We start from the raw sequence: 24,467 nt of genomic DNA, 5'->3' as shown, positions 1-24,467 counted from the left end.
AAGGCTTACTGTAGTTGTAGTTTTAGAAGTGCCCAATACTCATCAAATGTTGCGGTGGGTGAGTATTTAAAATCAGAGCGAACAAAGCGATTTAGGCTGCCTTCAACCTGCCCAAGGAGCTGAGCTGCGAGAATTTTATCATCGACAGGAAAGCTTTTTCCTTCACGAATCTTACGCTCACGTAAGATTTGACGTAAAGATGTCTCAATTCTTTCATAGAGCTGATTGATACGTTCGCGTAATCGTTCATTCTCAAACATTAGAGCATGTCCGGAAAGTATGCGACTTAAACCCGGGTTGCGCTCAGAGAAAACGAGAATGAGCTGTAATACGAGCTGGATACGAGTCAGTGTGTCTTTTTCTTCGTCGAGAATACGATTGATACGAGACATTAAGGACTCCTCAATAAACTCTATCAGCCCTTCAAACATGCGAGCTTTGCTTGGAAAATGACGATAGAGCGCAGCCTCAGAAACCCCAACCTGCTTGGCAAGTTTAGCGGTAGTGATGCGCGAGGTGCCCTCATTAGACTCTAGCATTTGTGCTAGGGCCTGTAGGATTTCCTCTTTTCTATTCGACTTTCTCGTAACGGACATAAATCCTATTCCTTTTGATTACAGCAATGCCTATGTGCGCGTCATAATAACGATAGGCGACAGGTTAGTGTACCTAAGGTCATTTTATCCACGTAGCGTTAGATATTAAATGGTTGAGCCAGTTAACAATCTCATTTTGAGCGTCTCATCGTGATCACTGGCTATACCCATGAGTAAGATTGGCACCTGAAAGAGGGTTCAGTCGGGTGACATTATCTGGGTGACCTAGTTATGATTCACCCTGTGAGAGCTGCTCGGCGATCGTGGATACGATTATATGACTGAGTTCAGTTTTTGTCGCACAGCCTAATAATTGCTGACCACCTTTCCAATACACGGTAATCGCATTTGTATCACTGTTAAAGCCTTGTCCCTCGATAGACACATCGTTTGCACAAATCATATCCAGATTCTTGCGTTTGAGCTTATCAAGTGCATAGGCCTCGACATCTTGTGTCTCCGCCGCAAAGCCGACAGTAAATGGACGCTGGCTCTTCATGGAGGCGACAGAAGCAATAATGTCAGGATTTTTGACCATATCAATATTCATGCTATCAACGTGGGTTGTTTTTTTAAGTTTTTGTTCGGCAACATTCGTCGGTCGGTAATCAGCGACAGCGGCGCAGCCAATAAACACATCGTAGTTTAACGCTTGGTCAGTGACCGCGCTCAGCATATCATCTGCACTGACCACATCGATGCGCGTAATCCCATGTGGTGTAGCAAGTGAGACGGGACCACTAATAATGCAAACCTCTGCCCCTTGTTCACGAGCGGCTTTGGCAAGGGAATAGCCCATCTTCCCCGAGCTATGGTTTGAGATGTAGCGCACAGGGTCAATCGCCTCTCGGGTGGGACCTGCGGTGATCAACACCCGCTTACCAGCTAAGGGTTTTGCTGCAAAGAACGATTCACACTTTTCGACAAGCTGCATCGGTTCTAGCATGCGGCCTGGCCCGACATCACCACAGGCTTGTTCTCCTGCTGCCGGCCCCCAAATAGACATGCCTCGGCGCGCTAAAGTGGCAATGTTTTCTTGTGTTGCGGCGTTCAGGTACATTTGTTGGTTCATGGCTGGCGATACGGCAATAGGTGCATCACTTGCTAGAACGAGAGTCGTGAGTAAATCATTCCCCATACCGGCGGACATACGCGCAATCAGGTCGGCCGTCGCCGGAGCAAGTAGAATTAGATCGGCCCATTTCGCCAGTTCAATGTGACCCATGGAGGCTTCAGCTGCTGGGTCGAGTAGGCTATCAGAAACGGGGCGACCAGAAACGGCTTGCATGGTTAATGGAGTAATGAACTCTTTTGCTGCTTTGGTCATCACCACTTGGACTTGTGCGCCTCGCTCAATGAGTCTGCGAGTCAACTCTGCACATTTATAGGCGGCGATACCGCCACTGATTCCAAGTAGTATTTTCTTTCCCGCCAATGTTTGCATAACCAGCTCCTTAAATTTTGCTGCGGCTAAGATAGCAAATGCGTCCTGATCCCGCTACTTTCAAGGGACTGCCAGTGCCGACCGATATAAGGAAACATCACTATTGCAGGAAAATTGAGTCCCCCTCGCGTTTAAAGTGTGAGCCGCTTTCTTTCTTTGAGTCGTTAAGAAATAACGAGGGAATTCGTTATTTATTCATTAAAGAGATGTCAGTATGGGGCTAAAGTTATTACCTTCAGAATCACTCCCTCGAGAAAAATTGCTGCAAAAAGGCAGTAGCGCATTAACGGATGCCGAATTGCTAGCGATTTTCTTGCGTACCGGTACGCAAGGTATCAATGTGATTCAATTATCTGATGCGTTAATCAACGACTTTGGATCACTTCGTGCGCTTTTTTCTTCATCGCAGGATGATTTTTGTCAGCGAAAAGGGTTGGGTGTCGCCAAATATGTGCAACTGCAAGCGGTACTTGAAATGAGTAAGCGCTATTTGTTAGAAGGTTTGCAAAGAGGGGATGCGTTGCAAAGTGCGGAGCAAACTAAGCGTTATCTCTCCACAATGCTTCGAGACCGCCAGCGAGAAGCCTTCTATGTACTTTATCTTGATAATCAGCATCGCTTAATTGCCGATGAGGTGATGTTCGAGGGCACCATTAATGCTGCGTCGGTATATCCAAGAGAGGTCGTAAAATGTGCGCTTTCTCATAATTCGGCCGCCGTGATTCTGGCACATAACCATCCATCGGGTGTTGCAGAGCCCAGTCAGGCGGATCGAAGAATCACAAGGCAGCTGTCCGATGCATTGGGTTTGGTGGATATTCGAGTGCTCGATCATTTTGTGGTGGGGGATGGTGAAGTGGTGTCATTTGCTGAAAGAGGCTGGATTTGAGCGAGTTAGGCGAAAAATTACCTTTTTATTGTAATATCTGTGAGACGGGTCTTTTGTTTTGATATTTTTCTGCTATTATTCGCGCACTAAAAGTATCATCTAACGCCAGCTCGCAGCAAAAAGATCAACAAATCCTAAAAAAGGATCTGTTCGGGTCTTGAGCAATGCATTGCAAGTTAGTATAATGCGCGACCTTTGATAGCCTTGTATGGGTATTCCATAATGGTAAGGCCTCTTGTATTTGAGGTTCGGCCACCAAGGTTGATATCGAGCTGAAACGATTTGGAGAGACATTCATGTCCCGAGTATGCCAAGTAACTGGTAAGCGTCCTGTAACGGGTAACAACCGTTCACACGCACGAAATGCTACCAAGCGTCGTTTTCTGCCGAACCTACAAACTCATCGTTTCTGGGTAGAAAGCGAAAAACGCTTTGTTAAACTACGTCTAACCGCTAAAGGTATGCGTATCATTGATAAGAAAGGCATCGATGCTGTTCTTGTTGACGTACGTGCCCGTGGCGAGAACGTTTAAGAGGAATTACGCAAATGGCTAAAGGCATTCGTGAGAAAATTCGTCTAGTATCTTCTGCAGGTACAGGACACTTCTACACTACTGACAAAAACAAACGTAACATGCCAGGTAAATTTGAGATCAAGAAATTTGATCCAGTTGTTCGCCAGCACGTTATGTACAAAGAAGCTAAAATCAAGTAATTGATTGGTTTCATTTGTCATGTAATGAAAACCCAGCTTTTAGCTGGGTTTTTTATTGCCTGTAATAAAGGTAATACCAAGCGAGGTACTTGGTCGTTACCTTAAAGTCAGTAAGTAATGATGTAAGTAAGGAATTAGCTTGCGCCTTGGAAGTCGAACTGACGCCATGCCTCGTAGGCGATTATCGCCACCGCATTGGATAGGTTTAAGCTTCGTGCATCCGGCATCATTGGGATTCGAATTCGTTGTTTCATTGGTAGGCTATCAATCAGATCAGCAGGCAGTCCGCGAGTTTCTGGACCAAATAACAACACATCCCCTTTCTTAAAGTGAGCATCGGTATGATGCCCCGTCGTTTTTGTTGTACAGGCAAATATACGATGCTCTGGATTATGCTCGTTTAAGTAGGCAATAAATGCCGCATAGTCTTTGTGTCGTTTAACGCGAGCTAAATCATGATAATCGAGGCCTGCTCGGCGTACCTTCTTCTCTTCAAGATCAAACCCTAAAGGCTCTATTAGATGTAAATTAGCCCCGCAGTTTGCACTGAGGCGAATAATGTTACCGGTATTTGGGGCAATCTCTGGCTCATAAAGCGCGATATCAAACATAAAGTGGGGTCTCACCAATCTCAAAATAATGGCACGAGTATACCTTATGTGATCAGTAATGTGATGGTAGGGTTTTCGAGGATGAAGAATTAAGCGAGGTAAAAAAGTCCGATGTATCGGCAGTGATAAGAGGATAGGCGTGTAGTGCGTTGTTGAGCGACTATTGCTCACCGTGTAGGTGAGCAATAGTATCACGGAGTTAAATCTTGTCGGTGACGACCAGCGTCGCCGCCAGCATGTCTTGGCCGAAGATAACGCTGCGCTCAGGTGACCAGCCATATAGAGGGTCTGGGTAGCTGTTGTTATCCTTAAATGGCATCTCGATGGTGTAGGACAAGCACTTAAACTGTTCCGCGACCCAATTTGAGCCAACCGTCAGGTTGGCTTTGCCTGGTTCGTCTTTGTCGTATCCGATGTCATCTTGGAACTCTGGAGTAATGGTCAACAATGCCTGTTTGAAGGTTGCTTCTAGCTCGGCAAACTGCGCGTCATAACTCGGGATACCCTCAGAGCCTGCTGCAAAGTTGTAAGGAATAGCTTCATCACCATGAATGTCTAAGAACATGTCGACACCCGTTTGAAGCATGCGCTCACGAACGAGGAAAACCTCTGGGCTATTTTCCATCGACGGTGTTTGCCATTCACGGTTTAGGTTAACACCGACGGCGTTCGTTCTTAGGTGGCCACGGATAGCGCCATCAGGGTTCATATTTGGAACGATGTACAGGACGGCTTTTTCGAGTAATGCTTTACTCACGGTATCACTGTCATCGAGTAAGCGCTGGATCATACCTTCGACGAACCACTCCGCCATGCTTTCACCAGGATGCTGGCGAGCAATGACCCAAATCTTCTTCTTGCCTTCTTCTGGCTCGCCAAACGTTAGCAGGCTCATGTCGTTGTTATCGAGTGTATGCCCAAGCGTCTCTAGCGAGCAGTGGTGCGCACTTTGTGCCATGTGAAGGAGGTCTTGGTGGCGGTCATAGGTATAAGGCGCGAAGTATGCAAAATACATAGACCCTCGCTCCGGGATAACATTGAAGGATAGGGTATCACCATCAAAATCTGATGGAATACGGAACCATTCTTCACGATCATAAGAAGCGACAACATCATAGCCCTTCCAGCCTTCAGGGTAGGCCGACTTAGCAAGGTCGATGATCTTAATCGTATGCGATTGCTCAGCAACCGTTTCTAAACGAAAGTGGAACCATTGATAGAATTCTGACTGATTGTCATTAGGGATGCTCAGTTGAATGTCATCTTTATTGTCTGCGCTGACAACATGAATGTTGCCACTGTCGAAGTTGCTGAAAATTCTCATTGGGTTCGTTACCTTTGATGCTAAGCAGTAAGAGGCGAGGCTAACACAAAGATAGCCTGATCTATATCATTCTGGCTTAAGCGAGGGGTAATTCAACCCGCATTTTTAGTCCACCAAGTGCACTACGAGACGCTTCTATCTGACCACTGTGTTGTAAAATAGCGCTTTGCGTAATGGCGAGCCCTAGCCCTGTTCCGCCTGAGTCTCGATCGCGCGCGGTTGAAACACGGTAGAATGGTCTAAAAATATCATTTAATTCATCATCAGGAACGCCTGGCCCATTGTCTTCGACCGTGATGATCAACGTATCCACTTGTTGCTGGATATTGACTTCAATTTTGTCGTGCCCATAGCGAATTGCGTTACGAATAATATTTTCAATCGCACTCATGAGTAGCTTAGGGTTACCGCACAAGGACGCCTCTGGGATAGTGGAAAAGGTGAGGGTTTTATCCATTTGTTCTGCCTCAAATTGAGCGTCATCTAAAATGGCTTCCCATAAGCTACTGGCGGGTTGAATCTCTCTGAGAGTATGGCTATCGGTGCTTATACGGGATAACTCGAGTAGCTCTCCAATCATTTGTTCCAACCGTTGCGCCTCAGTATCGATCCTAGATAACTCAGAGCTTTCGCCTTGTTTGCGGTTGGCCAATGCGGTTGCCATGCGCAGCCGAGTCAGTGGGGAGCGTAGCTCGTGAGAGATATCAGACAGTAGTCGCTGTTGGCCTGAAATGATTTGGTTTATTGCCACAACCATCTGATTGAAACTGGTTCCGGCTTGTTTAAACTCCGATGTGCCTTTCTCTAAGCTTGGGTCTACCTTAAATTCACCTTTGGCGACGCGTTTGGCTGCTCGCTCTAAGCGTCGAGCGGGCTGACTGAGTGCCCAGGCTAACCACAGTAATAAAGGAGTGCTCACCGCCATCACTGCTAATAATAGCTGGAAGGGTTTGTCGAACATTCGCAATAGAAATGGAGGGGGTTGGTTCCATTTTAAAGCAATGAAAAGCTGCAGGTCCTGATTGGCAAGGGTAATGGGAACGGGACCAGCCACCATATGCCTTCCGTACAGTTTCTGCAGCGGTGTTTGTGGCGATTCAACCGAGGTAATAAAGTTTTTAAGCGCTTTGATCTTAAAGTTTTCTAGTTTTTGAGTACTTAGGAGATTACCATCAAGATCGGCAAGGAAGAGTTGTGGGGAGTCTGATTTTCTGTGATTATTTGAGCGAACCGCTGCTTGCTCAAGGCGATATATTATGTTGCCGAGATTCTTTTGATTCTCAAACCGTTGTTGTGTGTTATCCCGCAATTTATACAATTGTTGTAAATAATCGCCTTGCACCTCGCGAGCCACTCTAGGGTCTAAGTGAGGAAGGGATAAAACCGCAATAAGCACCAGCAGCATCGTAAACCAAAAGATGGCAAATATACGTCCGTACAAGCTGGTCACGTTAGGCAACTTCATGGTTACTCCTTAACAAACAGGTAGCCACGGCCACGCAGTGTTTTAATTCTTGGTTTACCGTCTTGTTTTTCAGGCAGTTTTTTTCTTAGATTCGAAACGTGCATATCAACAGCGCGGTCAAACGCTGATAGGCGTTTTCCTAACACATCGAGGCTTAATGCTTCTTTCGTGAGTGTCTCGCCTGGTTTGAGAACAAAATAATGCAACAGGGCAAACTCCGTGCTGGTGAGCTCGATAGAGAGCCCCTGACAGGATGCTTCTTGTTTTCCTGGATAAATCTCGATGTCATCAAAGCGAACACAATCACGCTTGGACTCTATTGGTGTGGACTGCGTGCGGCGCAGTATGGCTTTGATACGTGCGAGCAATTCTCTGTCGCTAAAGGGTTTAGGAAGGTAATCATCCGCACCGAGCTCGAGCCCAATGACGCGATCGATTTCTTCTCCCTTAGCGGTAAGCATTAATACCGGTGTTTGCCATTTTTCACGTAATTTTTTTAATGTATCCATACCATTTAGACGAGGCATCATGACATCCATGAGAACAAGGTCTACATCGCTGTTCATTGCTTCTAGACCCGCTAAGCCATCATTGGCCTCGCTCACTTGAAACCCTTCAAAGTTGAGTATGTCTTTCAACAAACTTGTCAGTTCCGTGTCGTCATCGATAATCAGAATGTTCATCATGGTGCTATCTCTCTAATATTTACTACGATGTAATAATAATGCGTTAAATATCGTAAATATCTATCTTTACGATTCTTTACGCTCTCTGTGCGTTGCTTTACTTAAGAGCCCCTATTCTATACTCAAGCGCTGCAAAGCAAACGGGTGCAAGTGCAGCTTCCTAAACAAATGAAGGTAATGATTATGAAATTAGCAAAAAAACTTGTACTAGCCGCTGCAGTTCTTCCTTTGACGTTCGCGACAGCAAGTGCGTTAGCATACGGTGGTCAAGGTGATCACCACGGCAAGGGCGGGAAAGGCAGCGATGGTCAATGTGGTGGTTTGGACCGTAAAGTCTTCAGTCAACTTGACTTAACTGATGCGCAGAAAGACCAGATGAAAGAAATGCGTCAATCTATGAAATCAGACAAGAAATCAAAACGTGGCGAAAACGTTGAAGCAAAAATGGCAGAGATGCAGGCTCGTCACCAAAAGATGCAAGATTTGGTGCTGGCCGATACGTTTGATGCTGACGCTGCCAATGCCCTCGCATCAGAGATGGTCGCACAGCAGACTGAGCGTCGCGTGAAGATGATGGAAAAACAGCATGAAATGCTGAGTATCCTTACTGCAGAGCAAAAGACTAAACTAAAAGAAGTACAGCAAGAGCGCATGCAAAAGTGCGTGACTAAAATGGAATCTCGAGCAGCGAAGACGAAGTAATTTCGCCAAGAGATAAATACGGGACGCTTATTTGTTATAGGCGTCCTGAATGTTGGGCCAAGTGATGATGAAACAGTTAATCGCTGTTGTCGTTATGCGCTCCGTATGTTCAGCGAATGCATCGAGCGACAAGGAGTGATGTCATCAATAGGGTCGGGCGTTAGCAAATAACCATGCAGCAAATCAATGTTCTTATCGGGGTTGCAATAATATTGGGTATAAGGCCGTGGTCGCTGAATGCTAAGGAGCGCAGTGTTTATATCCAACGTGGTAAAAATGAGTTTAATATTGAGTTAGTTGGTCTTGTGAATGATGACTAACTATCTTGTCGTATTCGGCAATAGTGGTTGGGTAACCTACATTTTTCGATTTCCCTTATAGTTACCAGAAGCCTACGGCGCTTCTTTCACTATTTTTAAGTGGCCTCTGGTCACTTTTTTTTTGTATTTTTGTCACTAATAATACGTATACTTACGTCACGTTAATTGAAAAATGTCACGGAAGATGGAAAACAGCTACGCCAAACTTGTTACTACGGCTGCTTGGGCCGCCACTATCATCGCTACTCTACTTTTAATTACTAAGGTCATTGTGTGGTGGGTCACGGGTTCAGTGAGTCTACTTGCTTCGGTCATCGACTCATTGCTCGATATCGCTGCGTCAGCGGTCAACCTCGTTGTGGTTCGATATTCCCTTCAGCCAGCCGATAAAGAGCATACCTTCGGGCATGGAAAGGCCGAATCACTTGCTGCATTAGCACAAGCCATGTTTATCTCTGGTTCGGCGTGCTTTCTTATTCTCAATGGCGTTGACCGTTTTTTCAGACCCACCGAATTGCATTCTCCGGAGTTGGGCATCTACGTGAGCTTGTTTGCGTTAATCGTGACCTCTGGATTGGTCGCATTTCAACGTTATGTAGTTAAACAAACAGGCAGCCAAGCCATCGCAGCCGATTCTCTGCACTACCAAACTGATATTTATATGAATGCGGCAATTATGGTTGCACTTGGGTTGAGTTGGTATGGAATTGGACAAGCCGATTCTGTTTTTGCGGTTGGAATTGGTGTGTTTATTTTGGTGAGCGCATTTAAAATGGCGTCGACAGCCATTCAATCCTTACTTGATAGACAGCTTCCAGAGGACGAACTTCAACAAATAAAGCAAATTAGTACCGACGTCGAGGGTGTGTTGGGCGTTCATCAGTTAAGAACGCGCATGTCTGGGCCGGTTCGTTTCATTCAGTTACATCTTGAGTTGCATGATTTGATGCCATTGATTGAGGCGCATCGAATTGCCGATGAAGTTGAAGAAAAATTGATGATAGCCTTTCCTGAGGCAGATGTGTTGATTCATCAAGACCCTTATTCTGTGGTGATTAAAGATGAGAAGCAACAATTAGAAACAGACTGGTAGAGCGCTGACGGGTTATAGTCCCGACAGTGATAATGGTAATGTTATAATGCATTGCCTATTATCAGGGCTCGTGATAAAAAAGTGCGATTCTGATGTGAATCAACACAAGAGCGCCTATAAACTGTAATACTCTTACATAAGTAATATTCTTACATGAGTAACAACGTTACGTCGCCTGTGTTTTGGGGAACCCGGCGGCTCTATATAGCGAAAGCGATATAAGCGTAACGAGAAGAATTCCATATGTCGCTAAGTGCGCCATAATTAAATTGAAATTAGATTGTTAAATCGAGGGTGAGCATGATTAAAAAAATCGGTGTTTTGACAAGTGGTGGAGATGCACCTGGTATGAACGCTGCAGTACGTGGTGTCGTTCGTACTGCTTTGTCAGCAGGCGTGGAAGTATATGGTGTTTACGACGGTTATTTAGGTCTCTACGAAGACCGTATTAAGAAGCTAGATCGTTCAAGTGTCTCAGATGTGATTAACCGTGGTGGTACCTTTTTAGGTTCGGCGCGTTTCCCTGAATTCAAAGAGGTTGAAGTTCGTGAACAAGCGATCGAAAACCTAAAGAAACACGGTATTGAAGCCCTTGTCGTCATTGGTGGTGATGGTTCTTACATGGGGGCTAAAAAGCTGACTGAGATGGGCTACCCATGTATTGGTCTGCCAGGCACTATTGATAACGATATCGCAGGAACGGATTATACCATTGGGTATCTAACCGCGCTTAACACGGTTATTGATGCGATTGACCGTCTACGTGATACGTCCTCTTCTCACCAGCGTATTTCTATCGTTGAGATCATGGGTCGCCACTGTGGTGACTTGACCTTGATGTCAGCGATTGCCGGTGGTTGTGAGTACATCATTACGCCTGAGACAGGGCTCGATAAAGACCTGCTTATTAGTAACATTCGAGATGGTATTGCGAAAGGGAAAAAACACGCGATTATCGCTCTAACTGAGCTGATGATGGACGCGAATGACCTAGCAAAAGAAATTGAGGATGCAACCGGTCGTGAGACTCGTGCAACAGTATTGGGTCATATCCAGCGCGGTGGTCGCCCAACGGCATTTGACCGTGTGTTGGCTTCTCGCATGGGTAACTACGCTGTTCATCTACTGATGGAAGGTCATGGTGGTCGTTGTGTCGGTATCCAAAAAGAAATCTTGGTACACCACGATATTATCGATGCAATTGAGAACATGAAGCGCCCAGTGCGCGATGATTTGTACAAAGTTGCTGAAGAACTATTTTAAGCATATCGAATACCGCCGATAGGCTTTAGATACAAAAAACCGCTGACTTGTCAGCGGTTTTTTTATGTTTGTTTCAGAGAAAGCGTTTGATAGTGCTTTCTCTGAAATCAGGAAAGCTTATGCTTTCGCTTTTGCCGCTGCTTTAGCGATAGCCGCAAAGCTTTTCGCGTCTAGTGCCGCGCCGCCAACTAGAGCACCGTCGATGTCTGGTTGTGCGAAGTAAGCTTCAGCATTTTCAGGTTTAACAGAGCCGCCGTATTGAATAACAACGTTTTTCGCTACTTCTTCGCTCTTCGCTGCAATGTGTGCACGGATAGAAGCGTGGATGCGCTGTGCGTCATCAGCTGTAGCGGCTTTACCAGTACCGATAGCCCAGATTGGCTCGTAGGCGATGATAGCACCGTTAAGCGCCTCAACACCTGACAGGTTGATTACTGCGTCGATTTGACGAGCACATACTGCTTCAGTCTCGCCCGCTTCGTTTTGCGCTTCAGATTCACCGATACAAAAAACTGGCGTTAGGCCATTTTCTTTTAGGAAAGCAAATTTTTGCGCGATGAACTCATCTGATTCATTGTGGTATTGGCGACGCTCAGAGTGACCAATGATGATGTGAGTTGCACCAAAATCTTTCAACATTTCTGGAGACATATCGCCAGTGAAAGCACCGCTGTTATTCACATCAGTGTTTTGAGCACCAAGGATAATTGCGCTACCAGCATCTGTTAGCGTACGCTCTGCAAGATCAACGTAAAGTGCTGGTGGAGCGACTGCTACATCAACGCCAGTTACGCCTTCAAGTTCCGCATTTAAAGCAGTAAGCAATTCCGTGACCATTGCTTTGCTGCCGTTGAGTTTCCAGTTACCCATCACTACAGGTTGACGCATAAGATTTTCTCCAAAATCAATGTTTTTAAAAAAACGAATGTAAAAAACAAACGTGAATACGAAAGAATATAACAGATTAATTCACACAGATCATGATTGGAGTCATGACTTTCTCGCTTTCATGTTTCCGAGTATGAGCATGACTCAGTGATCCAGTAAACAGAATAATAGATTAGTTCTCGGCATTTTCCCTTTGACTTGCTATACCTTGTTGCTCAGCTTGTCACACTAAGGAAAGACGATGCCAAATCTGGTTATGGAGTATTCCAATACCGCGGATCAACGGTTGAATATACAAGGCTTATTAGAGGACTTACATCAAGTTACGCTACACTGTGGGTTGTTTGAAGCGAATTCCGTGAAATCTCGGTCTCTTCGTTGCCATAATTGGCTTATCGGCGAACATGGAGACAGTGAAGACTTTGTCCATATTAGCTTTGAGCTATTGTCGGGACGCACTGAAGAGCAGAAGCGAGAGTTGTCGAGGCAATTAATGGATACGCTCAAGCAACAGGCAGGGCATTTGAAAAGTTTAACGGTCAATATTCGAGACATGGATAAGGCCTGCTTCCAAAAAATCAGTCAGTAAAGTGAGAGTATTTGATGTCGTTTAAATCACTGTTGTTTTCGTCAGAAGGACGAGTTGGACGTAAGACCTTTTGGGTATGGAATGTCTGCTATTACCTAGGAATTATGGTGTTTGCACAGGGCATGAATATTCTATTTCCTGCTGCTATGTCTATTTTATTACCGCTCTTTTTACTCATTATTCTTATCCCCGATTTGCTCATCACCGCCAAGCGTTGGCATGATAGGGATAAATCAAGCTGGTGGTTATTGCTCAATATCCCTTTAGTGATTGGACGCCTAAGCTTACCTACGCTCGATCCAGCGACGGCAGCTGAACCATCGTTGGTACAAAGTGTTATTTCTTTTGCGGCGATTGGGTGTGGATTGTGGATTCTAGTCGAGTGTGGTTTTCTCAAAGGCACCCCTGGCGAGAATCGGTTTGGGGCTGAACCCAAATGATCCTTACTCGATGATGAAATATGAAAGGAAGCGCAAGCTTCCTTTTTTATCGCTGTGGTTTACTTTAACGCCATTCTTCGCGACTCACAAAGGTCAGAACCGTTGCTTTACGGTTATGGCTGGGCAGGTCGCCATTTAGCGCTTTTGAGAATGTTGAAAGCTGACGATACAGCTCTTGTCTCAGGAGTATGTTTGCATGAATGGGGTTACTGGCTCGTTTAAGAATCCGTTCGATATGAGTTTGCTGAGCTTGCAATCTAGGCTGCATCTCTTCTGAGCATGAGTTAATTAGGTCTTGGCATAGAGTCTGGCGTAACTGGCTTAGTTGCTCTGGATGGTGCTTTGCCATCTCGGCGAGTTCATCGAAAGAAGGTAGCGTTTGCGAAATAGCCATGTTTCATCCTCATCTAGATCAAGCATTGCCCTTGTCTGAAAACAAGTGCTAGCACATTTAATGAGGTTAGGCGTTTTTGATGGAAGTCACATTTTTAATCGCGCTTATCTCAATTATAAGACAAGGCTCCGGCATGTGAATGAACCGTAAACTAACGTTTTGGCGTGTTAGCAATAAAGCGTTAAGACAACGCGATGTGGCTCTAGGTAAGGACGTTAGTGCTCGATGAACCGATATACACAGCGTCGTGCACCCGCAACAATGTGTTCATCACGTTCGACCTGAACGGTATCCCCCATTAATGCTTGAAACACATTAATCTCGGATTGACAGAGTGCCTCACAGCGTGTGGCGGCTTGACAAATAGGGCAGTGATTCTCGATAAGAATAAAGCCTTCATCGCATTTCTGATACTCAGCCATATACCCATCTTGTTCACGTAATTCAGCTAACCGGATGAGTTTTTGTTCAAGACCCTGCAATCCCATCAAGTGATTTTGATAGTTGGCAAGCGTGGTTAACTCACGTTCTTTAGCGACTTTATGAACGCCTTCTACGCCGAATACATTCTCTATTGCATCAATGAATTGGATGGTGAGATCCGCATGCCTATCGGAAAAGTTTGCATGGCCTTTGCGCGTTAATAACCAGTGGCGGTTGGGGCGCCCAACCTTAACTTTTATGTCTTCAAAACGAAGAGATCCTTCGCTTTCCAATGACTGTAGGTGTTGTCTTGCCCCCATTGTCGTGATGGAAAGTCGAAGTGCCACCTGCTTGGCCGTGACCGCGCCTTCGCGTTTGATGATATCGATGATGTGGTCAGTGGCTTTCATGTTTGATCCGGTTACTCGAGGCAAATGATAGATGAAGTTTGTGGCTATTATGGCCGATAAGCTTTATAAAGCAAATTATTTACTATCGTAAAGGTAGCAACAAAAAACGCTGCCGTAGCAGCGTTTTTTCATCTCGAGTTAACGAAATTAGAGGATAATGCCTCTGATTTCTGGATCTTTACGCTCTAGGTAGTGAATAGATTTGATGCGGCGAATGGTACGACAGCGGCCGCGAATCAATAGTGTTTCCGTGGTGGCGATGTTGCCTTGACGGGTAATACCTTCCAGTAGATCACCTTTAGTGATCCCGGTTGCAGAGAAGACAACATTGTCACTGCGGGCCATGTCTTCCATGCGAAGTAATACATTGGCTTTTACGCCCATTTCTTTACAACGCTCAAGTTCCAACTCACCGGCTTGACGGTTTTCTTCGTTATCGCCTTTCACTTCATGGCGAGGCAGTAAACGAGCATGCATGTCACCATCGAGTGCGCGAATGACGGCGGCAGACACGACGCCTTCTGGTGCGCCACCAATACAGTACATGACGTCTACTTCGCTATCAGGCATACAAGTAAGGATAGATGCAGCAACATCACCATCGGGCACAGCGAAGACACGAACACCCATGGCTTGCATTTCTGCAATGACATTATCATGTCGTGGTTTTGCCAATGTCGTGACGACTAAGGTATCGAGAGATTTGCCTAACGCAGCCGCGATGTTTTTTAGGTTATCAGTTAGCGGTAAATCTAGGTCGATTGCACCTTTTGCGCCAGGACCCACCACCAATTTTTCCATGTACATGTCTGGTGCTTTTAAGAAACTACCTTTCTCACCAGCGGCGAGTACGGCTAATGCATTCGATTGCCCCATTGCCGTCATACGAGTGCCTTCGATTGGGTCTACTGCGATATCAACCGCATCGCCACCAATACCGACTTGCTCACCAATGAAGAGCATTGGAGCATCATCAATTTCACCTTCACCAATAACAATTTCACCACTGATGTCGGTTTTGTTCAGTAGGGTACGCATTACCTCAACTGCCGCGCCGTCGGCCGCGTTTTTATCTCCGCGTCCTAACCATTTGTATCCGGCCAGTGCGGCACCTTCGGTAACTCGTGAAAAAGCCATCGCTAAATCGCGCTTCATATTGACTCCAATAGATGAAAATTGACAAAAGGATTTACGGCGCGGATTTTAACATACCAAGAAGAAAACGTTTGCTTTTTTGTTTGATGCTGCGCAAAACCTTGACGACTTAATCTGATTTTTTATCGATCAGCTTACCTAGGCGCTGCGAGATAAGGAGGTTCGCCTCGTATTCGATACGGTTTATTTCTTGCTTTTGTGTGTTTACGGTGTTTTTTTGACCGAATAGTGAAAAATCTGCAATATAGGGCGTGTCTATCTTCTCGAGGCTGAGTAGAATGGAGCAACGTAGAATGAAGCTATTTCATTACATAAGAATTTAACAAGGTAGGCTGAGATGTCTTTTGAAGTACTGGAACAACTAGAAGCAAAAATTCAAACTGCAGTGGACACTATCGCTCTTCTTCAAATGGAAGTTGAAGAGTTGAAAGAAGAAAAAGTTCAACTGACTAGCCAAGCAGAAGAATTGCGTAACGGCCGTGAAGAACTTGAGCAAAAAGCAGAAGTGATGCAGCGTGAACACACGCAGTGGCAAGAACGCATTCGCAATCTACTTGGTAAAATGGACGAAGTAGAATAAGCGTCAGTTCCCCCTGATTTCTAAAAAGCACTCCTCGTTGAGTGCTTTTTTTGTATTAAGTTGGTCTAACCAGTCAGACTATTGGTATCTCGCGCTTTCGCTCACAAGTTGAACACGTATACTAGCGCTAAACAGGCAAAGGATCAGTAAGAATGAAAACACGCGATAAAATAGTGTATGCCGCCTTAGAGCTCTTTAACTCAGATGGTGAGCGTAACGTTACGACCAACCATATTGCTGCTCATATCGAGATCAGTCCAGGTAACCTGTATTATCACTTTAGTAATAAGCAAGAGATTGTTCGCGATATCTTTACGCTTTATTCTCAAGAGCTCATCGAGCGATTTACCCCGGTCCAAGGTCAACAAGAAAGCTTGGCACTGCTGAAGCATTATCTTGATTCGATTTTCACCCTGATGTGGAAATACCGTTTTTTCTACTCAAATCTGCCTGAAATTCTGCAGCGAGACGTCAAGCTGCATGATGAGTACATTGAGGTTCAAGAACGACTTCAAGGTAACCTTGTGAATATACTTCGCGCATTTGTCGATTTTGAACTGTTAAGTTTAACGGATAAAGATTTGAAATCACTCGTCACAACATTGCATATGATTGCGGTTGGCTGGCTGAGCTATCAATCGGCAATGTCACCAAAAACCAAGATTACCGAAGAAGTTATTCAACAAGGTATGCTACAGATGATCAATGTGGTTAAACCGGTGGCGACCTTAAAAGGGCAAGAGCAACTCTCTTTGCTTGAAGATGGTGTCAAAATGATGGGACAAAGCAAGGATTAGCTTGCCGCTTTCATCCGGTGATAGGCATGTCATATAGCGAATTCGTATTTCAACAAACCCTGCTCTCCCAGTAGGGTTTGTTGCTATTGGGTGCTCGAACACCGCCGCAAACAAGGATAGGAAATGCATTACGATGTTTTTAATGGCGATGCAGATGGCATCATTGCGCTGTTGCAATTGCGTTTATCTGAGCCGAAGCACAGCGAGCTAGTATCAGGTATTAAGCGAGATATTGCTTTGCTTGAACGAGTCCCGCTAGCGTTGGTGAGTACGGTGACGGTGCTGGACGTTTCGATGGATAAAAACCACGAGGCATTGGCGTCATTATTGGCACATTCTATCCCTGTCACCTATATCGATCATCATAAGGCGACGTCTCCTCCGCAATCTCCACTTCTCACTAGCCATATTAATTTGGATGCTAATACGTGCACAGCCTTAATTGTCGATCAATTGCTTGAAGGTCAGCATCGGTTGTGGGCCATTACGGCGGCGTATGGGGACAATATGATTGCCAGTGCCGAAGCTTTGGCTGATGCGGAGAACCTCACTCGCATTGACCGTGATTTTCTTCGTGAGTTTGGTACCTTGATTAACTACAATGGCTATGGGGAAAAGTTAGACGATTTGCATTTCTCCCCGGTCGATCTGTATCAAGCGTTGTTGCATTATTCCAACCCATTTGAATGCCGCACTGACCGTGACTCACCATACCACGCTTTGTTGGCGGCATTCCGACACGATGAGGGCGCCGTAAATGAGGCGACGATATTATTTGAATCATCAGTGCTTCAGGTTATCGAATTGCCCGCAACCGCCGCGGCAAGAAGGATGTCAGGGACCTTTATCAACCGCCTTGCCAATGAAACGACATCACGCGCGCACATTACCCTCGTGGCACGTGAGTCCGGTGATGTTGATAGGGAGTTGTGCTATACCGTCTCAGTACGAGCGCCGCTTGATAATAAGCAGGGAGCGGCGGCCATTTGCAGCTTGTTTGTATCAGGGGGAGGGCGAGAAGCGGCCGGAGGCATTAATCAATTACCCCAAGCATCCATTCCTGCGCTAATAGAGGCAGCATTGAAACAATATCAATCATAACTTCACTGTAATACGTCGCTTAAGTAATACGTCACTGCAATAATAATAGCTGCGACGTTATAATAGCTGCGACGTTATAATAGCGTCGTCGTAACACATGGTAGTCCCGTCATCATTGATAATACTGCCGCGATAAACGACGAACTCATCGCCACACCGAAGAACCCAAGGTTAACGTTTTAGCCAGCTTTTTGGGTTCTGAACCTTGCTGTTTCTTCTAATCTCGAAATAGAGTGAGGATCTAGACTGCCCACCTGTGTCGCCTGCCAGAGCAATGGTTTCACCTGCCGTGACTTTATCGCCTTCTTTTTTTAGCAGGGTTTGGTTATAGCCATAGAGTGTCATGTCACCTTTCCCGTGGTCGAGGAGGACGACTAATCCATATCCTCTGAGATAATCAGCAAAGACAACTGTTCCAGAATACACTGATTTGATAGGCGTGCCATAAGAGGCGGCGATCACCATCCCTTTCCAGTTTGCTTGCCCGGCTTGTTTTGTGCCAAAGCTATGCAAGACACCACCTTTAGTTGGCCAAGGCAGTTTGCCTTTTTGTTTGGCTAATCCATCCATCGGCACTTGATTACGTTTGGCTGCTTTGACTATCTCCGCTTTGAGACGAGTTTCATTGCGTTGTAATTCGGTGAGATAGGTTTTATCACTGGATATACTGTTACGGATTTTGCCAACGGTGCTTTTTCTATTGCGTTGATTTTTGGCTAATGTATCGCGGGTGTCTTTTTGCTGTTGCAATAGTTGAGCAATCTGATTGCGCTCTAGTTCTAAGGCGCGTTCACTCTCCAATAACTGCAATTCAGTGGTAGACAGCTGTTCTAATGTTTCGGCTCTTGCAGTAGCAAGATGTTGATAGTATTGGCTGATTCTGTCATCACTGGAATCATTATTGAACATGCCTGAGCTATTGCGGTTTTGTTTGGTGACGTAATAGGTTTGCACTAACTCCGCGAGAATTTTTTGCTGTGTTTTCTTTTGCTCAGTGAGTGCGGCGACGCGTTTGTGTAGCGACTCAATGTTACGGTTTGCTTCAGTGAGTTGTGAGGTGGTGGATTGAATGTTTTTCTCTATATTCGAGATGCCAATCTCTTGCTCTCGTAGCGATTTTTGCAGTTTATCGAGTTCTTTTTGCTGCTTACTCAAATCTTGTTGTTGACGTTTTATCTCACTCTTAACACCAGAGAGTTCATTTTGGCTTGCGCTGCTGTCCATTGGGGTAAGCGCCGCAATTAACCCTAAGGTTAGCGTCGAAAGAAAGATGTGAAGGTGCGTCTTGTGATTAGAGTGCATGTCGTATCCGCTGATAGAAGAGATCAAGCTAGTCTGAGTTAACTACTGTATTGAAAAGCGATTATTGGTGCAAGCATACAAAAACGCCGATGCAATGGCATCGGCGTTTTATCAGACTTGTGTCATTACTTTACTAGAACGTCGCCTGACATTTCTGCTGGGATGTTCATGCCCGTCATTGATAGCATGGTTGGTGCTAGATCCGACAGCTTTCCGCCTTCTTTAAATTCAACGTCTTTGTCGCCAACGTAAATTAGAGGGACGGGAAGGTTTGTATGAGCGGTATGCGTACCACCCGTTACCGGATCAACCATCATTTCTGCGTTACCATGGTCAGCGGTGATCAGCATTTGACCGCCCACTTCTTTGATCGCTGCAACAACTTGACCGACACTGGCATCAAGCGCTTCAATAGCTTGCTCGGCTGCCTCGTAAACACCGGTATGGCCAACCATATCAGCATTCGGGTAGTTACAAATGATGGTGTCGTATTTGCCGGACTTAATTGCAGCAACCATTTTCTCGGTGAGCTCTTGAGAGCTCATCTCAGGTTGCAGGTCGTAAGTCGCCACTTTTGGAGAAGCAACCAGTTGACGCTCTTCGCCTTCAAATTCATTCTCAACGCCACCATTGAAGAAGAACGTTACGTGTGCGTATTTCTCAGTTTCCGAGATACGCAGTTGTGTTTTCCCTTCTTTTGACAGCCATTCACCGTAAGTGTTCTCTAGTGATGCTGGCGGGAAAGCGCAAAGTAGCGGAATGTTGGCGGCGTACTGCGTTAGCATGACGAAATCAACGGCTGGGAATGTACTGCGCTCAAAACCGTCAAAGTCAGGAACGAATGCGCGAGTGATCTCACGTGCGCGGTCAGCACGGTAGTTCATAAAGATAACAGCGTCGCCATCTTCAATCACTGCAGATGCTTCACCTTCAGCGCGAAGCTCTGTTGGTGCTACGAATTCATCGTTTTCGTCACGAGCATAAGCCGCTTCTAGACCTTCAACCGCTGAATCAAAGGTAAATGCACCTTTTGCTTCAGCAAGTAGGTCGTAGGCTTTTTCAACGCGATCCCAGTTGTTATCACGATCCATAGCGTAATAGCGACCAACAAGCGAAGCCACACGACCTTTACCAAGTTCTGCAAACAGGGCTTCGAAACGTTTTAGAGAATTTTCTGCACTGCGAGGTGGTGTGTCACGGCCATCTAAGAAGCAATGTAGGTAGATTTTTTCAGCACCACGGTCAGCCGCCATTTGGACAGCAGCATAAATATGGTCTTCATGAGAGTGAACGCCACCAGGAGACATTAGGCCCATGATGTGAACGGCTTTGTCTGCTGCGATGGCTTTATCCATTGCGGCAACAAGCGTTTCGTTTTGAGAGAACTCACCATCAGCGATAGATTTAGTGATACGAGTTAGGTCTTGATATACAACACGACCTGCGCCGATATTGGTATGGCCAACTTCAGAGTTACCCATTTGGCCATCAGGAAGACCAACATCAAAGCCAGATGCAGAGATAAGGGTGCGTGGATTATTTTCCCACAAACCATCCATGACGGGTGTTTTTGCGTTGTTGATAGCGTTGCTTGCGTTATCTTCACGGTATCCCCAACCGTCAAGAATGACTAGAGCCATAGGCTTCTTAGCTGACATAGTTATAACCTCGTTGAATTCTAAATAACTTTACTGAAAACAAATTAGCGTAATTTTACTACACTTTTTACCCAAAACAGTAGGGGCAGATCAAATATTGTTTGTGATTACCGTAGCTGGTTTTCAGTTTCTTGAAAGTTAATTGCATGGATTTGTTCTTAGTGTGAGCTAATCATAGACCCAATACGTCCATGATTCCTTTGGTATTGATGTATTAATAACCGATAGCAAAGGGCATTGACCAATTGTTTTCTTCTATTAGTCCAATAGCGAAATAGGGATCTCAATTATTTATTCGAAACATGTTCCCCCCTCGCCACAAGGCAGCTAAGCCGTTATACTCCTCGTCTGATTTAATATTCAACTAATTAAGAGCGCAAGCTATGCAAGAGTACTTAGATTTTTTTCAACAAAATATGATCATGGCCGTGGTTTGGGCCGCACTTTTTGTTGCTCTGATTGCCAACTTCGTGAAGTCTGCCAATGCAGCGTACAAAGAGATTTCCGCCGCTCAGGTGACTCAGATGATGAACCGTGATAATGCTGTCGTTGTGGACATTCGTTCTAAAGATGACTTCAAACGTGGTCACATTACTGATTCAGTTCATGTGCTTCCGTCTGATATCAAAGCAGAATCCATTCCTAGCCTTGAAAATCATAAAACAGACCCAATCATTGTTGTATGTAAGACCGGCCAAACTGCACAAGAAAGTGCAAACCTGCTGGCTAAATCCGGCTTTGAACAGGTTTATGTTCTGAAAAATGGTTTGTCAGCTTGGAGCGAAGCAAATCTGCCGTTGATCAAAGGTAAAAAATAACCTCAACAATTGAGTGTTTTCGCGGCATTTTTCACGTCTGGATGTGATAAATGCCACGGATTTAAAGGCTCGCCTAGTCAATAAACCTAGGCTCAGCTAGTCTGCCAGACAACTCAGAAACGGTTTCGACAAATTTAGACGTATTATAAGGATAGTCATCATGGCTGAAGCAGCACCACAAGAAGCACAACAGAACTTCACAATTCAACGTATCTTTCTGAAAGATCTTTCTTTTGAAGCGCCGAACTCTCCGGACATGTTTCAAAAAGAATGGAACCCAGATGTTAAGCTTGACCTAGACACGCAAAGTCGTGAATTGGGTGAAGGTGTTTACGAAGTCGTACTTCGCCTAACGGTGACGGTTAAGAACGCAGAAGACACGGCATTCTTATGTGAAGTTCAGCAGGGTGGTATTTTCACTGCAGAGCAAATGGAAGCAGGTCAACTGGCACATTGTCTTGGTGCTTTCTGCCCGAACATTCTGTTCCCGTACGCACGTGAAACCATTTCTAGCCTAACAATGAAAGGTACGTTCCCACAATTGAACCTAGCACCAGTTAACTTTGATGCATTGTTCATGAACTACCTACAGCAACAAGCTCAAACAGAAGAGCAAACTGAAGCGTAATTTGCGCTCAGTGACAGGTTGCTCTTCGCGGCATGAGCGATGCTAATGCCGTACGAGACAGCCCTCTTTTTGAAAATGCACAGCGCTTAGCGATGTGCATTTTTTATTTCACTTCTAAGGCTAAACTTAAACTCTTAGTAGTGGCTTTTAAACGATGACGTGGTGATGTGATGAGTAACGCATACGGGAAAGAGATTTCAATGACGGTGATTGGCGCAGGTTCTTATGGAACGTCGCTGGCCATTTCTTTAGCGCGTAATGGTGCAAATGTTGTGCTTTGGGGGCATGACCCAGTTCATATGGCACGCCTAGAAGCAGATAGAGCGAACCAAGATTTTTTGCCTGACATCGATTTTCCAGAGTCACTCATTATTGAATCGGACCTGCATAAAGCGGTTCAATCGAGCCAAGACCTGCTCATTGTTGTCCCAAGCCATGTGTTTGGCTTAGTCTTAGAAAGCATGAGGCCACATTTACGCAATGACAGCCGTATTTGCTGGGCAACAAAAGGGCTTGAGCCAGAGAGTGGCCGCCTACTAAAAGACGTCGCGAACGATATTATCGGTGACAAGTACCCGCTGGCAGTGCTATCGGGCCCTACCTTTGCCAAAGAGCTGGCAGCTGGCATGCCGACAGCAATCGCAGTGGCGTCGACTGATTCGCAATTTGTGGCGGAGCTGCAAGATAAAATTCATTGCAGTAAAACGTTCCGTGTATACGCCAATGACGACTTTACCGGCATGCAGCTGGGCGGCGCCGTTAAGAATGTGATTGCCATTGGCGCAGGTATGTCAGATGGCATTGGTTTTGGTGCGAATGCGCGTACGGCATTGATTACGCGAGGTCTTGCTGAAATGACGCGTCTAGGCGCTGCCCTAGGTGCGAAACCGGATACCTTTATGGGGATGGCTGGGCTTGGTGACTTGGTACTAACGTGTACGGATAATCAGTCACGAAATCGTCGTTTTGGCTTAGCGTTAGGTCAAGGAAAAGATGTCGATTCTGCACAGGTTGAGATTGGTCAGGTCGTTGAGGGATATCGTAATACCAAAGAAGTTTGGTTGTTGTCACAGCGAATGGGTGTAGAGATGCCAATTGTTGACCAAATCTATCAAGTATTGTATCAAGGGAAGGATGCGAGACTTGCAGCGCAAGATCTACTAGCAAGGGATAAAAAAGCAGAGAAGCAATAAGCTTAAACATCACGCGTGGGCAGAAGCCAGTATCACGACTTAGCCTTAGGGTCATTTCTGAATCTGTGCGTGTTGTGCTGCTTTGAGGTGAGAGACAACTTCTAGGACAGAACATGAAACACTGTGAAAAACAAAAAGTATGGCAGTGCATAGTAAAAGAAGGACGTAAGCAGTCGGAAGAAGAGCCGATGCTTGCTAGCTTTTATCATGCCACAATCATTAATCACGAGAGCTTGGGTGCAGCACTAAGTTACATTCTCGCGAATAAACTCAAGACGGCATCTATGCCAGCGATGGCGGTACGTGAGGTTGTAGAGCAAGCATTTGCTGCCGATCCCTCGATTACCGATGCCGCGGCATGTGACATTTGTGCCACAGTGAATCGTGATCCTGCTGTCTCTATGTATTCAATGCCGCTGTTGTACCTGAAAGGGTTTCATGCTCTACAAGGCTATCGTGTTGCAAACTGGCTATGGAAGGAAGGCAGAGTGGCGCTGGCTACTTATCTACAGAATCAGATTTCTGTTGCTTGCCAAGTAGATATTCACCCGGCGGCCTGTATTGGCAAAGGCATTATGCTCGACCATGCTACCGGTATTGTTATCGGTGAAACGGCAGTGGTCGAAAATGACGTATCGATACTACAAGATGTGACGTTGGGTGGTACCGGTAAAGAAGGCGGCGATCGTCACCCTAAGATCCGTGAAGGCGTTATGATTGGTGCTGGTGCGAAGATTTTAGGTAACATTGAGGTCGGGGTTGGCGCCAAGATTGGCTCTTGTTCCGTTGTTTTACAAGCGGTCCCAGCGCATACCACAGTGGCAGGTGTACCTGCTAAGATTGTCGGTAAACCTAAAACGGATATGCCATCTTTAGATATGGATCAGCAGTTTAATGGCAAATCGCAGACCTTTGTTGGTGGCGATGGTATCTAAGTCCATGCTGAGTAGGCCAAGCATTGACCCATCATCAAGCGCGGTTCG

General features: G+C 45.6%; 27 protein-coding genes. 15 read left to right on the top strand and 12 right to left on the bottom strand.

Annotation, left to right across the window (positions count from 1 at the left end; all coding sequences use genetic code 11):
- Nucleotides 1-5: 5 nt before the first annotated feature.
- Together slmA and coaBC are read right to left on the bottom strand one after the other, a co-directional pair.
- The gene (slmA, locus tag AB4405_RS22780) at nucleotides 6-596 is read right to left on the bottom strand and encodes a nucleoid occlusion factor SlmA (RefSeq protein ID WP_102471175.1); all 591 of its coding nucleotides are present in this window, start codon (nucleotides 594-596) and stop codon (nucleotides 6-8) included.
- A 229-nt stretch (nucleotides 597-825) separates the two neighbouring features.
- A complete protein-coding gene (gene coaBC, locus AB4405_RS22775; RefSeq protein ID WP_372062928.1) occupies nucleotides 826-2,040 on the bottom strand; it encodes a bifunctional phosphopantothenoylcysteine decarboxylase/phosphopantothenate--cysteine ligase CoaBC in 1,215 nt (404 codons plus the stop codon).
- A 214-nt stretch (nucleotides 2,041-2,254) separates the two neighbouring features.
- Here coaBC and radC point away from each other — a divergent pair, with 214 nt between their 5' ends.
- The 3 genes from radC (at nucleotide 2,255) to rpmG (ending at nucleotide 3,644) form a co-directional block, all read left to right on the top strand.
- Nucleotides 2,255-2,929, top strand: a complete 675-nt coding sequence (gene radC / locus AB4405_RS22770; RefSeq protein ID WP_102471173.1) for a DNA repair protein RadC — start codon at nucleotides 2,255-2,257, stop codon at nucleotides 2,927-2,929.
- Nucleotides 2,930-3,225: 296 nt separating this feature from the next.
- The gene (gene rpmB / locus AB4405_RS22765) at nucleotides 3,226-3,462 is read left to right on the top strand and encodes a 50S ribosomal protein L28 (RefSeq protein ID WP_076589033.1); all 237 of its coding nucleotides are present in this window, start codon (nucleotides 3,226-3,228) and stop codon (nucleotides 3,460-3,462) included.
- Between the two features lie 14 nt (nucleotides 3,463-3,476).
- The gene (gene rpmG / locus AB4405_RS22760; protein ID WP_002535344.1) at nucleotides 3,477-3,644 is read left to right on the top strand and encodes a 50S ribosomal protein L33; all 168 of its coding nucleotides are present in this window, start codon (nucleotides 3,477-3,479) and stop codon (nucleotides 3,642-3,644) included.
- Nucleotides 3,645-3,778: 134 nt separating this feature from the next.
- Here the strand turns inward: rpmG and AB4405_RS22755 are convergent, their stop codons facing one another.
- From AB4405_RS22755 to AB4405_RS22740, 4 genes are all read right to left on the bottom strand, one after another.
- Nucleotides 3,779-4,255 (bottom strand): tRNA (cytidine(34)-2'-O)-methyltransferase, encoded by a 477-nt coding sequence (locus tag AB4405_RS22755; RefSeq protein WP_372062927.1) that lies wholly within the window; start codon nucleotides 4,253-4,255, stop codon nucleotides 3,779-3,781.
- A gap of 199 nt (nucleotides 4,256-4,454) precedes the next feature.
- On the bottom strand, nucleotides 4,455-5,579 hold the full coding sequence (locus tag AB4405_RS22750) for a M14-type cytosolic carboxypeptidase (RefSeq protein WP_372062926.1): 1,125 nt from the start codon (nucleotides 5,577-5,579) through the stop codon (nucleotides 4,455-4,457).
- A gap of 76 nt (nucleotides 5,580-5,655) precedes the next feature.
- A complete protein-coding gene (gene cpxA, locus AB4405_RS22745; protein ID WP_372062925.1) occupies nucleotides 5,656-7,044 on the bottom strand; it encodes an envelope stress sensor histidine kinase CpxA in 1,389 nt (462 codons plus the stop codon).
- Between the two features lie 2 nt (nucleotides 7,045-7,046).
- Nucleotides 7,047-7,730 (bottom strand): response regulator, encoded by a 684-nt coding sequence (locus AB4405_RS22740; RefSeq protein ID WP_372062924.1) that lies wholly within the window; start codon nucleotides 7,728-7,730, stop codon nucleotides 7,047-7,049.
- Between the two features lie 183 nt (nucleotides 7,731-7,913).
- On the opposite strand from AB4405_RS22740, the gene AB4405_RS22735 reads away from it, so the two are divergent.
- The 3 genes from AB4405_RS22735 to pfkA all read left to right on the top strand — a co-directional run bounded on the left by AB4405_RS22735 (nucleotide 7,914) and on the right by pfkA (nucleotide 11,108).
- A complete protein-coding gene (locus tag AB4405_RS22735; RefSeq protein WP_372062923.1) occupies nucleotides 7,914-8,432 on the top strand; it encodes a CpxP family protein in 519 nt (172 codons plus the stop codon).
- Between the two features lie 504 nt (nucleotides 8,433-8,936).
- Nucleotides 8,937-9,845, top strand: a complete 909-nt coding sequence (fieF, locus tag AB4405_RS22730) for a CDF family cation-efflux transporter FieF (protein WP_372062922.1) — start codon at nucleotides 8,937-8,939, stop codon at nucleotides 9,843-9,845.
- Between the two features lie 300 nt (nucleotides 9,846-10,145).
- On the top strand, nucleotides 10,146-11,108 hold the full coding sequence (gene pfkA, locus AB4405_RS22725; RefSeq protein ID WP_102471166.1) for a 6-phosphofructokinase: 963 nt from the start codon (nucleotides 10,146-10,148) through the stop codon (nucleotides 11,106-11,108).
- A 117-nt stretch (nucleotides 11,109-11,225) separates the two neighbouring features.
- On the opposite strand, the gene tpiA is transcribed toward pfkA, so the two are convergent.
- Nucleotides 11,226-11,996, bottom strand: a complete 771-nt coding sequence (gene tpiA, locus AB4405_RS22720) for a triose-phosphate isomerase (protein WP_372062921.1) — start codon at nucleotides 11,994-11,996, stop codon at nucleotides 11,226-11,228.
- Nucleotides 11,997-12,237: 241 nt separating this feature from the next.
- Between tpiA and AB4405_RS22715 the strand changes: the two genes are divergently transcribed.
- Both AB4405_RS22715 and AB4405_RS22710 read left to right on the top strand, forming a co-directional pair.
- Entirely contained in the window at nucleotides 12,238-12,585 is a 348-nt protein-coding gene (locus tag AB4405_RS22715) for a 5-carboxymethyl-2-hydroxymuconate Delta-isomerase (RefSeq protein ID WP_102471164.1), read from the top strand.
- Between the two features lie 14 nt (nucleotides 12,586-12,599).
- On the top strand, nucleotides 12,600-13,025 hold the full coding sequence (locus AB4405_RS22710; protein WP_102471163.1) for a DUF805 domain-containing protein: 426 nt from the start codon (nucleotides 12,600-12,602) through the stop codon (nucleotides 13,023-13,025).
- Nucleotides 13,026-13,089: 64 nt separating this feature from the next.
- Here the strand turns inward: AB4405_RS22710 and AB4405_RS22705 are convergent, their stop codons facing one another.
- From AB4405_RS22705 to glpX, 3 genes are all read right to left on the bottom strand, one after another.
- Entirely contained in the window at nucleotides 13,090-13,419 is a 330-nt protein-coding gene (locus AB4405_RS22705; protein WP_102471162.1) for a DUF3135 domain-containing protein, read from the bottom strand.
- A 215-nt stretch (nucleotides 13,420-13,634) separates the two neighbouring features.
- Nucleotides 13,635-14,252 carry a helix-turn-helix transcriptional regulator gene (locus AB4405_RS22700; protein WP_372062920.1) on the bottom strand — a complete coding sequence of 206 codons (618 nt, stop codon included), beginning with the start codon at nucleotides 14,250-14,252 and terminating at the stop codon, nucleotides 13,635-13,637.
- Nucleotides 14,253-14,399: 147 nt separating this feature from the next.
- A complete protein-coding gene (glpX, locus tag AB4405_RS22695; RefSeq protein WP_102471160.1) occupies nucleotides 14,400-15,407 on the bottom strand; it encodes a class II fructose-bisphosphatase in 1,008 nt (335 codons plus the stop codon).
- 337 nt (nucleotides 15,408-15,744) lie between these two features.
- Between glpX and zapB the strand changes: the two genes are divergently transcribed.
- The 3 genes from zapB (at nucleotide 15,745) to AB4405_RS22680 (ending at nucleotide 17,885) form a co-directional block, all read left to right on the top strand.
- A complete protein-coding gene (zapB, locus tag AB4405_RS22690; protein WP_102471159.1) occupies nucleotides 15,745-15,987 on the top strand; it encodes a cell division protein ZapB in 243 nt (80 codons plus the stop codon).
- Nucleotides 15,988-16,139: 152 nt separating this feature from the next.
- Entirely contained in the window at nucleotides 16,140-16,784 is a 645-nt protein-coding gene (locus AB4405_RS22685) for a TetR/AcrR family transcriptional regulator (RefSeq protein WP_102471158.1), read from the top strand.
- A 123-nt stretch (nucleotides 16,785-16,907) separates the two neighbouring features.
- Complete coding sequence (locus AB4405_RS22680; RefSeq protein WP_372062919.1) at nucleotides 16,908-17,885, top strand: DHH family phosphoesterase; 978 nt, start codon at nucleotides 16,908-16,910, stop codon at nucleotides 17,883-17,885.
- A gap of 171 nt (nucleotides 17,886-18,056) precedes the next feature.
- On the opposite strand, the gene AB4405_RS22675 is transcribed toward AB4405_RS22680, so the two are convergent.
- Nucleotides 18,057-19,187, bottom strand: coding sequence for a murein hydrolase activator EnvC (locus AB4405_RS22675; protein WP_372062918.1), 1,131 nt, complete (start codon nucleotides 19,185-19,187; stop codon nucleotides 18,057-18,059).
- A gap of 125 nt (nucleotides 19,188-19,312) precedes the next feature.
- Nucleotides 19,313-20,845 (bottom strand): 2,3-bisphosphoglycerate-independent phosphoglycerate mutase, encoded by a 1,533-nt coding sequence (gpmM, locus tag AB4405_RS22670; protein WP_372062917.1) that lies wholly within the window; start codon nucleotides 20,843-20,845, stop codon nucleotides 19,313-19,315.
- 383 nt (nucleotides 20,846-21,228) lie between these two features.
- Between gpmM and AB4405_RS22665 the strand changes: the two genes are divergently transcribed.
- From AB4405_RS22665 to cysE, 4 genes are all read left to right on the top strand, one after another.
- Nucleotides 21,229-21,663 carry a rhodanese-like domain-containing protein gene (locus tag AB4405_RS22665; protein ID WP_102471154.1) on the top strand — a complete coding sequence of 145 codons (435 nt, stop codon included), beginning with the start codon at nucleotides 21,229-21,231 and terminating at the stop codon, nucleotides 21,661-21,663.
- Nucleotides 21,664-21,823: 160 nt separating this feature from the next.
- Complete coding sequence (gene secB, locus AB4405_RS22660) at nucleotides 21,824-22,291, top strand: protein-export chaperone SecB (RefSeq protein WP_102471153.1); 468 nt, start codon at nucleotides 21,824-21,826, stop codon at nucleotides 22,289-22,291.
- 170 nt (nucleotides 22,292-22,461) lie between these two features.
- Nucleotides 22,462-23,484 carry an NAD(P)H-dependent glycerol-3-phosphate dehydrogenase gene (gene gpsA / locus AB4405_RS22655; protein WP_372062916.1) on the top strand — a complete coding sequence of 341 codons (1,023 nt, stop codon included), beginning with the start codon at nucleotides 22,462-22,464 and terminating at the stop codon, nucleotides 23,482-23,484.
- A 113-nt stretch (nucleotides 23,485-23,597) separates the two neighbouring features.
- On the top strand, nucleotides 23,598-24,419 hold the full coding sequence (cysE, locus tag AB4405_RS22650) for a serine O-acetyltransferase (RefSeq protein WP_102471151.1): 822 nt from the start codon (nucleotides 23,598-23,600) through the stop codon (nucleotides 24,417-24,419).
- Nucleotides 24,420-24,467: the final 48 nt, after the last annotated feature.

This window comes from Vibrio sp. 10N.261.51.F12, assembly GCF_041471725.1.
Taxonomy (GTDB): domain Bacteria; phylum Pseudomonadota; class Gammaproteobacteria; order Enterobacterales; family Vibrionaceae; genus Vibrio.
This window is presented reverse-complemented; position numbering and strand designations above follow the sequence as displayed.